At 66.5% G+C, this 12,164-nt stretch carries 10 protein-coding genes; 2 read left to right on the forward strand and 8 right to left on the reverse strand.

Annotated features, from left to right (window positions below; translation table 11 throughout):
* Positions 1-5: 5 nt before the first annotated feature.
* The 8 genes from HK401_RS07990 to glyA form a co-directional block, all read right to left on the reverse strand.
* Positions 6-785 carry a polyphosphate polymerase domain-containing protein gene (locus tag HK401_RS07990; RefSeq protein ID WP_219921799.1) on the reverse strand — a complete coding sequence of 260 codons (780 nt, stop codon included), beginning with the start codon at positions 783-785 and terminating at the stop codon, positions 6-8.
* A gap of 346 nt (positions 786-1,131) precedes the next feature.
* The gene (purU, locus tag HK401_RS07995; RefSeq protein WP_181274134.1) at positions 1,132-1,986 is read right to left on the reverse strand and encodes a formyltetrahydrofolate deformylase; all 855 of its coding nucleotides are present in this window, start codon (positions 1,984-1,986) and stop codon (positions 1,132-1,134) included.
* 63 nt (positions 1,987-2,049) lie between these two features.
* Positions 2,050-3,504 (reverse strand): L-serine ammonia-lyase, encoded by a 1,455-nt coding sequence (locus HK401_RS08000; RefSeq protein WP_181274135.1) that lies wholly within the window; start codon positions 3,502-3,504, stop codon positions 2,050-2,052.
* Positions 3,504-4,193 carry a sarcosine oxidase subunit gamma gene (locus HK401_RS08005; RefSeq protein WP_181274136.1) on the reverse strand — a complete coding sequence of 230 codons (690 nt, stop codon included), beginning with the start codon at positions 4,191-4,193 and terminating at the stop codon, positions 3,504-3,506. Before HK401_RS08005 ends, HK401_RS08000 begins: the two co-directional genes overlap by 1 nt.
* Positions 4,186-7,095, reverse strand: coding sequence for a glycine cleavage T C-terminal barrel domain-containing protein (locus HK401_RS08010; RefSeq protein WP_181274137.1), 2,910 nt, complete (start codon positions 7,093-7,095; stop codon positions 4,186-4,188). The genes HK401_RS08005 and HK401_RS08010 overlap by 8 nt, the downstream gene beginning before the upstream one ends.
* Positions 7,092-7,382, reverse strand: a complete 291-nt coding sequence (locus HK401_RS08015) for a sarcosine oxidase subunit delta (RefSeq protein ID WP_181274138.1) — start codon at positions 7,380-7,382, stop codon at positions 7,092-7,094. The genes HK401_RS08010 and HK401_RS08015 overlap by 4 nt, the downstream gene beginning before the upstream one ends.
* Positions 7,383-7,414: 32 nt before the next feature.
* A complete protein-coding gene (locus HK401_RS08020) occupies positions 7,415-8,632 on the reverse strand; it encodes a sarcosine oxidase subunit beta family protein (RefSeq protein ID WP_181274139.1) in 1,218 nt (405 codons plus the stop codon).
* Positions 8,632-10,017, reverse strand: a complete 1,386-nt coding sequence (glyA, locus tag HK401_RS08025; RefSeq protein ID WP_181274140.1) for a serine hydroxymethyltransferase — start codon at positions 10,015-10,017, stop codon at positions 8,632-8,634. Before glyA ends, HK401_RS08020 begins: the two co-directional genes overlap by 1 nt.
* Before the next feature lie 210 nt (positions 10,018-10,227).
* Here glyA and HK401_RS08030 point away from each other — a divergent pair, with 210 nt between their 5' ends.
* Both HK401_RS08030 and HK401_RS08035 read left to right on the forward strand, forming a co-directional pair.
* Positions 10,228-10,890: a GntR family transcriptional regulator gene (locus tag HK401_RS08030; RefSeq protein ID WP_181274141.1), complete on the forward strand. Its 663-nt coding sequence runs from the start codon at positions 10,228-10,230 to the stop codon at positions 10,888-10,890.
* A 273-nt stretch (positions 10,891-11,163) separates the two neighbouring features.
* Positions 11,164-12,063 carry a YkvI family membrane protein gene (locus tag HK401_RS08035; protein WP_181274142.1) on the forward strand — a complete coding sequence of 300 codons (900 nt, stop codon included), beginning with the start codon at positions 11,164-11,166 and terminating at the stop codon, positions 12,061-12,063.
* Positions 12,064-12,164 lie beyond the last annotated feature (101 nt).

The following is a 12,164-nucleotide window of genomic DNA, read 5'->3' on the forward strand; positions in this document are numbered from 1 at the left end:
CCTGCTCAGGCTGGGAGGGCCTGCTGGTCTTCCGGTGCGTGGAAGACGGAGCGCGGAGCGAGTCCGTGGGCCTCGACGCTCTGGCAGTACTTCGAGATCCGTTGGATCTGCAGTCCGTAGCGTGCGGCCATATCGGTGACCCAGTAGGGTGCACGCTCGTTGACCTTGACCTCCATGACGGCGAGGTCGGGACGGATGATGTACCGGTTCTCGGTCTCCGCCCGCAGATCGAAGTCGCGGTCGCGCCCTCGCACACGGTGGTCGAGGGTCACGCGCAGACCGAGGTCGGCGTCGATTCCCACATAGGGTTCGCGGCGATACCCGGTCATCGCCATCGGCCGCAGGTCGAGGCGGATGATGAGGTCGAGGACCTCGTCGACGAACGGCTGATCGGATGCCGCGACGCTGATGTGCTCACGACGGTCACACAGCGCGAGCGCTTGCCCGTAGGGCAGCATGACCCGCCGCTTCTGAGTGACCCGATTCACTCTCTGTTTGATCTCGACGGAGACCGGGCTGTTTTCGTCAGCAACCTCTCCGGTGTCTCCGTAACGCCGGATGCGCAGCTTCCGGCGGAACTTCAGCCCCTCGATCTTCTCGTAGTAGAAGCGAAGATGAGAGGTGTCGTAGTAGACGCTCCACACGCCGTAGCCGCGCGGTCCGGCGTAGGCGTCACGCTCCATGCGCTCATTGAGTTCGGCGCGGATATCCCCGACCTGGTTCGAAGGCACGAGGTATTTCAGTTCGTATCTGTTGAAGGCGTGCAGGCTGCTCGGAGCGCGCAAGCGGTCGCCCTGCTCGACCGGTCGGCCAACCCCTCCTGAGTCGTCGTCGGTCTCGCTTCCACTGAATCGCATACGGCACGATCCCCTCTCGTCAGCAACTGTGTCCCTGCGAAGTTAGGTAAACAATCGGTGAACGGACTATGTCCAACCTGTGTCGCAGCTGTGCGATGCTGAGGGAGAAGATGCGGGTCCGTGTTCTGCGGAGAGAGAACGACGCGATCTCGATCATCCGGGTGTCGGCCGACGGCCCTCAGGGTCCACAACAACGAACCGCGGCGTCGACAGACGAGTTCAGAGACTCGTCTGTCGACGCCGCGGTCTGTGGATGCGTCGAACCTCGTGCACCTCAGCGCAGCACGACGGTCCTCTTGCCCGAGAGGAACACGCGGCCGTCGCAGTGCCACTTCACGGCATTCGACAGCGCCTTGCACTCGGCGTCTCGGCCGGCGGCGACAAGATCCTGTGGGCCGAAGGAGTGGTCGACCTCGACGAGCTGCTGAGCGATGATCGGGCCCTCGTCGAGTTCGCTGTTGACGAAGTGCGCGGTCGCGCCCACGGTCTTCACGCCGCGCTCCCACGCCTGGTGGTAGGGCTTGGCGCCCTTGAACGAGGGCAGAAACGAGTGGTGGATGTTGATCGCCCGTCCGGTCAGCTCCCGGGCCAGGTCATCGGAGAGGACCTGCATGTAGCGGGCGAGCACGACGAGGTCGATCTCGAACCGGTCGACGAGTTCGAGCAGCTTCGCCTCCGCCTCGGGTTTGGTCTCCTTCGTCACCGGAATCCGGAAGAACGGGATGTGGTGCCACTCGACGAGCTCCCGATGATCGGGGTGGTTCGACACCACTGCCGCGATCTCGATCGGCAGCTCGCCGATCTGGGCGCGGAAGAGCAGATCGTTGAGGCAGTGCTCGAACTTCGAGACCATGATGAGCACCCGGCGCTTCTCCCCCTGCGGCCACAGCTGCCAAGTGGCACCGAATTCCTCGCCGATCGATTCGAAGTCCGCCCGCAATGCTTCGATGCCGTTGCCCGGCTCCTCGGAGACGCTGAAATCGATGCGCAGGAACAGGCGCTCGGTGAACTGGTCGTCAAACTGTTTGAGCTCCTTGATGTCACCGCCGTGGGTGAGCAGGGCCCCGGTCACCGAGTGGAGGATGCCCGGGCGTTCGTCGCATTCGAGGGTGAAGATGTAATCCTGCATGTCCAAATCTTCCTATTCAGTGGTGTGACAGTGGGAGGGGTGGTGCACAGTCGCCGGAGGCGATCAGCATTCGACGACGTTGACGGCCAGGCCGCCGCGCGAGGTCTCCTTGTACTTCGATTTCATATCGGCTCCAGTCTGCCGCATCGTCTCGATCGCCTGATCGAGGGTGACCCGGTGAGTGCCGTCACCGTGCATCGCGAGGCGAGCGGCGTTGATCGCCTTCACCGAGGCGATCGCATTGCGTTCGATGCACGGCACCTGGACGAGTCCGCCGACCGGGTCACAGGTCAGCCCGAGGTTGTGCTCGAGACCGATCTCGGCGGCATTCTCGACCTGCTCGGGTGTCCCGCCGAGGACGGCGCACAGTCCTGCGGCAGCCATCGCACAGGCCGAACCGACCTCGCCTTGGCAGCCCACCTCGGCGCCGGAGATCGAGGCGTTGCGTTTGAACAGGATCCCGATCGCCCCGGCCGTGAGCAGGAATTTCACGACGGCGTCGTCGGACATCTCTGCGTCGGTGACGAAGCGGTCCATGTAATGGAGCACCGCGGGAATGATGCCCGCAGCCCCGTTCGTCGGGGCGGTGACGATCCGTCCGCCCGAGGCGTTCTCCTCGTTGACGGCCAAGGCGTAGAGGTTGACCCATTCGAGGGCATCGAGCGAACCGGAGGCCGTGTACTCGGCGTCCTCGAGCTTCGCCCGCAGTTCGGGAGCACGCCTGCGGACCTTGAGCCCGCCGGGCAGCGTCGTCTCCTCACGCATGCACCCGTTGTGCACGCATTCGCGCATCACCGCCCAGATCGCCAACAGCTTCTCCCGCAGCTGCGCATCAGTGCGGGTCACTCGCTCGTTGACGGCCATGAGCTCCGCGATGCTCAGACCGTGCTCACGGCAGGCGGCGAGGAGTTCATCGGCCGTGGCGAACTCGATCGCCTGGCCCGTTTCTCCCTGGCCGGCCTCCCCTTCGACGGCATCCTGTCCGGCCGCCTGCTGCCCTGCCGTTTCGGACGCCTCGATCGCCTCGGCGGCGTCCTTCTCGGCTGCGAGCTCCTCGGCGGTGACGACGAATCCCCCGCCGACCGAGTAGTACTCGCGCTCGATGACCTCATCGCCCGCCTCAGCGCGGATGACCATCCCATTGGGATGGCCGGGCAGATTCTTCCGCAGGTGGAGGACGAGGTCCGTCTCCGGTTCGAATTCGATGACCAATCGCCCGCCGAGGTGGAGCTTGCGTTGCGTTTTGACCTCCTCGACCAGCGGGCCCACCTGGTCGGGGTCGAGCGTTTCGGGATCGAAGCCGCTCAACCCCACGAGCACCGCCGAGTCCGAACCGTGCCCGATGCCGGTCGCGGCCAGCGAACCGTAGAGTCCGACACGGACCCGACGGACCCGATGCAGGAGACCCTGCCCGTCGAGCTCCTCGACGAACCGCAGCGCCGCCCGCATCGGCCCCACCGTGTGTGAGGAGGAGGGGCCGATGCCGATCGAGAAGAGATCGAGGACCCCGAGTGCCATCAGCCGGTCCCCTCCGCCGCGACCCCGACGCCTGCACCCGAGCCCGCACCCTCGGTGAGGAACTCGGCCATGCCGTCGAGCAGCCAGCGGACGGTGAAGTCTGCGAAGCTCGCCCGCGGGTAGACACGGTATTCGAGCACCGATGAGTGGTGGAGGATTACGGGCACGGGTCCCAGAGCGGTGACGATCGCAGTGCCCACGCCGAAGGCGCGCGGGTGGAGGTCGGCGCGGCAGCTCTTCTCGAGGACCTCGCGGGCCCTCGACCCGGACAGCTGGAGGATCGTGCGGTTGGCCGAGAGGTCGACGGCCTGTCCGGGCAGTCCTTCGAGTCCCGCCTCGGCGACGAGGGTCTCCCCCGGCTGCTGCTGGCGGGAGACGTCGACGGCGAGGAACTCATCGGGACTCAGCCACAGGATGTGCAGTCCTGCACCATCGCCGGTGACCTCACCGACCCGGCGCGGCAGCGGCAGTCCGAAGGCGTCTTCGAGCGCACGACCCGAGGCCGAATCCGGCTGTGCGCGCAGTCCGAGCTGGACGGAGAACGGCAGCTCGCGCAGGGCGACCCGGCGGCCGCCGGCGGCACTCGCCTCGGCCATCGTCTCGGCCAGGTGTGCAGCCGGGGAGACCCGGAGGTCATCGAGCGAATCGGTTGTGACGAGGGTGTCTGTGGAGTAGGTGGTGTCAGCCATCGCGGCGGTTCCCTTCCGGATCATAGAAGACGGGCGAGGTGATCTCGACGTCGACCAGGGTGTCCCCGAGCGGGGACTGGACGATCTCGCCGGTCCGGTTGCGGCCGTTCTCGACGAGCGCGAGCCCGATGGGCCGATCGAGCGAGGGCGAGATGTAGGACGAGGTGACGTGCCCGATCATCGGCACCGGTCCTTCGTCCGGGGTGACCGGGGTGCCCGAGGTGATGAGCTGGGCGCCTTCGGCCAGACGCGTGGTCCCGTCGACGGGCAGCACGCCCACGAGGTGCTTGCGATCCTCCCGGGCCGTGTCGACCCGGGTGTAGGAGCGTTTGCCGATGAAGTCCTTGACCTTCGAGACGATCCACTCCATACCCGCATCCTGCGGGGTCACGGTCCCGTCGGTGTCCTGCCCGACGATGATGAAGCCCTTCTCGGCACGCAGCACGTGCATGACCTCGGTGCCGTACGGGGTGATGTCGAACTCGGCCCCCGCCTCGGCGACGGCCTCCCAGACCGCGAGCCCGTAGAAGGTGTCGACGTTGATCTCGAAGGCGAGCTCTCCGGAGAACGAGATCCGGCAGATACGGGCGGGAATGCCGTTCGCCAGGGTGGTCTCACGGAAGCCCATGAACTCGAAGGCCTCGTTCGACACATCGAGGTTCGGTGCGACCTTGGCGATGACATCGCGGGACCGGGGTCCGGCCACGGCGACGGTCGACCACTGTTCGGTCACCGAGGTGAAGACGACGTCGAGGTCGGGCCATTCGGTCTGGTGCCATTCCTCGAGCCATTCGAGGACGGTCGCCGCCCCGCCGGTCGTCGTCGTCATGTAGTAGCGGTCCTCGGCCACGCGCAGGGTCACGCCGTCGTCGAAGATCATTCCGTCGGGCTTGCACATCAGCCCGTAGCGGCCCTTGCCGACCCCCAGCTTCTTGAAGCCGTTCGTGTAGATCTGGCCGAGGAACTCTCCGGCGTCCTTTCCGCGGATCTCGATCTTGCCGAGCGTGGAGGCGTCCTGGAAGCCGACGGATTCGCGTACGGCCTTGCCCTCGCGCAGCACCGCGGCCTCCATGTCCTCACCCGGTCGCGGGTAGTACCAGGGCCGCTTCCATTGGCCGACGTCTTCGAATTCGGCGCCGTGGGCGACGTGCCAGGGGTGGATCGAGGTGACTCGGGCCGGGTCGAAGAGTTCGCCCTTGCGCCGTCCGGCCAGTGCCGCGAACGGCACGGGTGCGAACGGGGCGCGGAAGGTCGTGTGCCCGACCTGTCCGAGGTCGTCGGCCTTCCCCAGCACCGAGGCGATCGCGCCGATGGCGTTGACCGCTGAGGTCTTGCCCTGATCGTTGGCCGTCGAGATCGAAGTGTAGCGCTTGATGTGCTCGACCGAGCGCATGCCCGCGCTCATCGCCCGCTGCACGTCGGCGACGGTCTGGTCACGCTGGAAGTCGATGAAGTGCGTGGTCAGCGCGTCGTGGTCGTCCTCGGCCGAGGTGACCAGCCACAGTGGGCGAGCCGGGGCGTAGGCCATCGCGGAGGCTGCCGGGACGCTGAGCGCAGCCGGGAAGCCGGTCCGGTTCGCCGCCTGGTTGCCCGCCTCGGCGCCCTGACGCAGCGCCGCTTCGAGGGAATAGTCTCCGGTGACGGAGCCCGCCGTGAACTGGTCGCGGACGGGGGTGGTGGGCACGAAGGCGGCGATATCGGCGTTCCAGTGGATCGGGCCCTTGCGCTGCCCGTGGAGGTGGATGACCGGCGAGTGTCCGCCGGACACGGCGAGCAGGTCGACGGCGATCTCCTCGCCTGCACCGGCAGCGACGCCGTCATCGTCGAGGGAGGCGACGGTGATCGCGCTGATACGTCCGTCAGCCCCCCCACCGGCGGTGCCGGTGACGGCGGCGCCGAGGATGAGACGCGTGCCCGTGGATTCGGTGACGGATTCGGCCACCGCCGAGGCGGTCGGGCGGGAATCGATGACCGCGGGGACGGTGATGCCTGCCGCGTGGAGGTCGGTCACGAGGTCGTAGGCGGAGTCGTTCGTCGTCGCCACGGCAATGTTCTGCCCTGCGGCGACGCCGTAGCGGCCGAGGTAGGTGCGCACGGCCGAGGCGAGCATGATGCCGGGACGGTCGTTGTCGGCGAAGACGATCGGTCGGTCGTGGGTGCCGGTGGCGAGCACGACCTGGCCGGCGCGGATGTGCCAGACCTTCTGGCGCACCCCGTGACCGCCGGCCGTGTCGACGGCATCGGTGCGATCTTCGAGGGCGACGAAGTAGTTCGAGTCGTAGCTGCCGAAGACCGTGGTGTTCGGTACGTAGGTGAGCTCTTCGTGCTCGGCGAATCCGGCGACGGTGGACTCGACCCAGGCGGTGGCGTCCTGACCGTCGATGGTCTCGGCCGTGGCCGGTCCCGCCGAGAGCAGGGAGCCGCCGGGCAGGGACTGGTCATCGAGCAGCAGGGTGCGGGCCCCGGACTTGCCGGCCTCCCGGGCGGCGGCGAGTCCGGCGGGGCCGCCGCCGACGATGAGGACGTCGGTGTGCACGTGCTTGTGTTCGTAGGTCAGTTCGTCCTGGCCCGGGTCGAGGATGCCGAGCCCGGCGAGGTAGTCGGCTTCGAGTCCCTCGGCGATGGCGACGCGGGTGGCGGGCAGCATCGACTCGGAGACGTCGCCGGGGAACCGGGAGTGCACGCGGACGAGCGCATTGGACTCCTCGACGCCGGCGCCGAGGATGCCGCGGGCCCGTGACAGGTAGGTCGAGTTGCCGCAGTCGATGCGGCCGGCGGCGATGAGGGCGCTGGCGATCGTGTCACCGGCGAAGCCCGAGTAGGTCGCTCCGTCGACGGTGAAGTCGATCGGGCGGCTGGTGTCGATGCCGGTGGCACCGGGCAGACGGGTGGTGTTCGTCATCGAACCTCTCCTTGCGTGTCGGGACGGGGCGAGCCGATCGGGTAGATCGCGGTGAAGTCGTAGGTGGCCGTGTCGCGGACGGCGTTGAACCACTTCCGGCAGCCGGCGCTGTGGCTCCACATCTCGGCGTAGGCACCGCGGTCGTTGGCACGGTAGAAGAGGTACTCGGCCCATTCCCTGTCGGACAGGGCGTGTGGGTCTTCGGGGTAGGGAACGTGGGCCTGTCCGCCGTAGTGGAATTCGGTTTCGTCCCGCGGCCCGCAGTTCGGGCAGTGGATGAGCAGCATGTCGGTCCTTTCAGTCCGGAGCGTCGACTCGCTCAGTGCGCCACGGCGGCGGCGCCGTGTTCGTCGATGAGGTGGCCGGTTTCGAAGCGGTCGAGGGCGAACGGGGCGTTGAGCGGGTGGGGTTGGTCGTTGGCGATGGTGTGGGCGTAGGTGAAGCCCGCTCCAGGCGTTCCCTTGAAACCGCCGGTTCCCCAGCCGCAGTTGGCGTAGAGTCCCTGAACCTCCGTCTTCGATACGATCGGTGAGGCGTCGAGGGTGACGTCGACGTTGCCGCCCCAGGTGCGCAGCACATGCGCCCGGGCGAAGATCGGGAACAGCTCGATCGCGGCGGCCAGCTGCTCTTCGATGACGTGGAAGCCGCCTCGTTGGCCGTAGCCGTTGTAGGAGTCCACGCCGGCGCCCATGACGAGTTCGCCCTTGTGGGCCTGGGAGACGTAGACGTGGACGTGGTTGGACATGACCACGGTCGGGTGCACAGGTTCGAAGAGTTCGGAGACCAGGGCCTGCAGCGGGTGGGTCTGGATCGGCAGACGGATCCCGGCCATGTCGGCGAGCACCGAGGAGTCGCCGGCCACGGCGAGGGCAACCTTTTCGGTGGCGATCGGTCCGCGGTTCGTCTGCACGCCGACGACCTGGTTGCCGATGCGGTCGATGCCGGTGACCTCGCAGTTCTGGATGATGTCGACGCCCATCTCATCGGCTTTGCGGGCGAACGCCCAGGCCACGTGGTCGTGCTTGGCGATGCCGGCGCGCGGCTGGTAGGTGCCGCCCATCACCGGGTAGCGGAGGTCATCGCCGATGTTGATGATCGGGCAGACTTCCTTGACCTGCTGAGGATCGAGCCATTCGGCGTCGACGCCGTTGAGCTTGTTCGCATTCACCCGGCGCTGGGATTCGCGCACGTCCTGGAGGGTGTGGGCGAGGTTGAGCACGCCGCGCTGGGAGAAGAGGAAGTCGTAATCGAGTTCCTCGGGCAGCTGCTCCCAGAGCTTGAGCGACTTCTCGTAGATCGCCGCGGACTCGTCCCAGAGGTAGTTCGAGCGGATGATCGTCGTGTTCCGGGCCATGTTGCCTCCGGCCAGCCACCCGCGCTCGAAGATGGCGATGTTCGTCATCCCGTGGTTCTTCGCCAGGTAGTAGGCGGTGGCCAGGCCGTGTCCGCCGCCGCCGATGATGACGGCTTCGTAGGACTTCTTCGGCTCGGGGTTGCGCCACAGGAAGTCGGGGTGTTCGGGAAGCTGGTCAGCCATCAGCGTGCTCCGATCTCTGAGATGGTGGGGTAGAGCGGGTGGTTCTGCGCGAGTGCGGTGACCCGGGCGCTCAGTTCGGCGATGGTCTCCGGGCTCGCCCCGTTGTCTTCGGTGCCGGCCTTGAGCACCTCGGCGATGATGTCGGCGACCTCGACGAAGGCCTCGGAGCCGAAGCCGCGGCTGGCCAGGGCCGGGGTGCCGATCCGCAGCCCCGAGGTGACCATCGGCGGACGTGGATCGTTCGGAACGGCGTTGCGGTTGACCGTGATCCCGATCTGCGCCAGCAGATCCTCCGCCTGCGTTCCGTCGAGCACGGAGTTCCGCAGATCGACGAGGACGAGGTGGACATCGGTGCCGCCGGTGAGCACGGAGATCCCACGGTCGCTGACATCGGGCTCGGTCAGGCGGCGCGCGAGTTCCGCAGCACCGGCCAGAGTCCGCTTCTGCTTGTCGACGAAGGTGTCCGTGGCCGCGAGCCCGAAGGCCACGGCCTTGCCGGCGATCACGTGCTCGAGAGGGCCGCCCTGTTGACCGGGGAAGACCGCGGAGTTGAGCTTCTTCGCGATGTCCGCGTCATTGGTGAGGATGATGCCGCCGCGCGGTCCCCCGAGGGTCTTGTGCGTCGTCGAGGACACGACATGGGCGTGTGGGACCGGCGAGGGGTGGAGGCCGGCGGCGACGAGACCGGCGAAGTGGGCCATGTCGACCATGAGGTAGGCACCGACTTCATCGGCGATGCGTCGGAACTCGGCGAAGTCGAGCTGCCGGGAGTAGGCCGACCAGCCGGCGACGATGAGCTTGGGCTGGTGTTCCTTGGCCAGGCGCTCGACCTCGTCCATGTCGACGCGGCCGGTGTCGTCGTTGAGCCCGTAGGGGACGATGTTGTAGAGCCGACCGGAGAAGTTGATCTTCATCCCGTGGGTGAGGTGGCCCCCGTGGGCGAGGTTGAGTCCGAGGGCGGTGTCGCCGGGACGGATGAGGGCGTGCATGACCGAGGCGTTGGCCTGAGCACCGGAGTGGGGCTGCACATTGGCGTACTCGGCACCGAAGAGGGCCTTGACCCGGGCGATCGCGATGCGTTCGATCTCGTCGACCTGCTCGCAGCCGCCGTAGTAACGGCGACCCGGATAGCCCTCGGCGTACTTGTTCGTCAGCACCGATCCCTGCGCGGCCATGACCGCTGAGGCGGTGTGGTTCTCCGAGGCGATCATCTCCAACCCCTCGCGCTGGCGGTGCAGCTCGGCATCGATGAAGCCGGCGATCTCGGGATCGAGTTCGCCGAGGTGGGTGTTCAGCTCGACGGGTTCGCGACTGGGGAACACTTCACCGTGGGGCGCTGTCGTGTCGGCGGCGTCCTCGGTGCGGGTGATGACTTGCTCTGGCATGGATCTCCTCCGATCGGCCGACGAACCCGTCACTCGGGTTGATCGTCAACTCATATATCAGATGCGTTCCTGTAGTCTAGAACGCGAAACTTGAGAAGTGCAATGCCCAGGCAGAGAATTTTTCTGCAGTCGTTTTGAGAGCACAGGCGCCAGTCGCACTGGAAGCGAACAGCGCACAGAAAGCAGTCGCGTAGGAAGCAGAGAGAGGAGATGAGTTCAGTGGCAGACACCCCCGGAGGCCGGTCCTCCCTGGCCGAGCACGCCTACGAGGTGCTTCGTCACCGACTCATCATGCTCGACATCGCTCCCGGCGACGCGATCAACGAGGCCTCACTGAGTGCCGAACTCGAGGTCGGCCGCACGCCGATCCGCGAGGCGCTCAAACGACTCGAGGGCGAACATCTCGTCAACTCGTACCCGCGGCGCGGCACTTTCGCGAGCAATGTCGACATCACGGATCTCGCTGCGATCACGGAGATGCGCGTAGCCCTCGAGCCGATCGCCGCCCGCCGGGCCGCGCGGAACATCACCCCGGAGCTGCGCGCGGAGTTCGCCGAGACGATCACGGCGATCAAGAACCTCGACCCGGAGCAGGACGCGCGCACCCTCATCGAGCGCGACCTGGGTGTCCATCGCCTCATCTATCGCGCGGTCGACAACCTCCACCTGCAGGAGACCCTCGTCCACCTCGACGATCTCGCCACCCGCATCTGGTGCCTCGTGCTGCCACGGATCCCCGATCTCATCGGTCACATCCGCGAGCACATCGGTCTGCTCGAGGGCATCCTCTCCGGCGACGAAGACCAGGTCGCCTCCTACGCGGGCGAGCACGTCCGCGAATTCGAGACCACCGTCCGCTCCGCACTCACGTAGGCGCGCACTCACCGCTCTCGCGACCCTTCTCGCGCCTGCCCAGCCTGACCCTTGTCTCCTGGGGGCGGATCCACCTCCAGGAGACACGCTTGGCGGCCAGAGCGCTCCGGTCCGCCCCGCCTCTCGCCCATGAGCCCGTTGGCTCGCGCGCGAAACAGCTCCCCGAACCCGTCCTGTGATCACAGATGTTGACGAGATCACATTCGGTCGCTAACGCTCTTGCCTGACATATCCGTTGTCGATCTGACTTATCCCTCAACGAAGAAGGAACACATGGCAGACACCACCTCGACCAAGACATCCCGCCTGGCCACCACCGAGAAAGTCAGCGTCCTCCGCGTCATCACCTACGCGGGAGCGATCATCGCCTTCCTCACCAGCCGCCGCGAGCAGTTCGAGAAACCCTCGGGCGTCTTCTATCACTACTGCGGGAAGTACCTCGGAACGTTCATCGGCGGGATCGCCCTGGCCGCGGTCGTCGGACTCACGGTCTGGTTCGGGTTGACCAGCCTCGTGGACATCATCGGCAAGATCGGACCGATCATCGTCATCGTCGCGATCACCCTGGGCATCTACGGCATCATGCGCGACCCCGAGGGCATCACGGCCGGCAATGCGATGCTGCCCCGCCTCGACGTCAATCAGGCATCGTCGAACTGGTTCCTCTCCGGCCTGTCATACGTCGGTTTCTGCATGCTCTGGCTCGCGGCCTTCCTCGCGGCACTCGGCAAGACCGTGAAGAACCGTCGCGAAGCCACCGCGGGTGGACTCGTCGGCGGCATCGCATTCTCCCTCGCCTGCATGGTCGTCGGACTCGGACTACTCGCGAACATGGCCGAGGTCTTCGACGCCGAGATCCCCATGCTCGTCCTCGCCAGCAGCCTCGGCCCCTGGGTGGGCGCACTCATCTCCGTGATGATCCTCGTCGGCATCTACACCACGGCCATCCCGCTGCTGTGGACGGTCTCGGCACGCTTCTTCGACGACAAGACGAAGAAGTTCAAGTACCTGACGATCGTCCTCGCCGCCGTCGGCACGGTCATCGGCCTCGTCCTGCCGTTCTCGCAGATGGTCAACATCGTCTACGTCATCAACGGCTACGTCGGAATCGTCCTGCTGGCCCTGATGATCATCCGCACAATCCGCCACCTCGCCACCCGCAGCAGGGCCTGACCTTTCCCCTCGCCGAGACCGCTCTTCCTCCCGCTTCCACAATGGTTGCGCCGCCGGCAGCAAACGACACCCCCCACACACGCCGAAGGCCCCGAGCGACA

The sequence above is a fragment of the Brevibacterium oceani genome, assembly GCF_013623835.1.
GTDB lineage: Bacteria > Actinomycetota > Actinomycetes > Actinomycetales > Brevibacteriaceae > Brevibacterium > Brevibacterium oceani.

Excerpts from the sequence above, each read along its gene's own strand:
- purU (WP_181274134.1), bottom strand. The coding sequence starts at position 1,986 with ATGCAGGATTACATCTTCACCCTCGAATGCGACGAACGCCCGGGCATC.
- HK401_RS08000 (WP_181274135.1), bottom strand. The coding sequence starts at position 3,504 with ATGGCACTCGGGGTCCTCGATCTCTTCTCGATCGGCATCGGCCCCTCC.
- HK401_RS08005 (WP_181274136.1), bottom strand. The coding sequence starts at position 4,193 with ATGGCTGACACCACCTACTCCACAGACACCCTCGTCACAACCGATTCG.
- HK401_RS08010 (WP_181274137.1), bottom strand. The coding sequence starts at position 7,095 with ATGACGAACACCACCCGTCTGCCCGGTGCCACCGGCATCGACACCAGC.
- HK401_RS08015 (WP_181274138.1), bottom strand. The coding sequence starts at position 7,382 with ATGCTGCTCATCCACTGCCCGAACTGCGGGCCGCGGGACGAAACCGAA.
- HK401_RS08020 (WP_181274139.1), bottom strand. The coding sequence starts at position 8,632 with ATGGCTGACCAGCTTCCCGAACACCCCGACTTCCTGTGGCGCAACCCC.
- glyA (WP_181274140.1), bottom strand. The coding sequence starts at position 10,017 with ATGCCAGAGCAAGTCATCACCCGCACCGAGGACGCCGCCGACACGACA.
- HK401_RS08030 (WP_181274141.1), top strand. The coding sequence starts at position 10,228 with ATGAGTTCAGTGGCAGACACCCCCGGAGGCCGGTCCTCCCTGGCCGAG.
- HK401_RS08035 (WP_181274142.1), top strand. The coding sequence starts at position 11,164 with ATGGCAGACACCACCTCGACCAAGACATCCCGCCTGGCCACCACCGAG.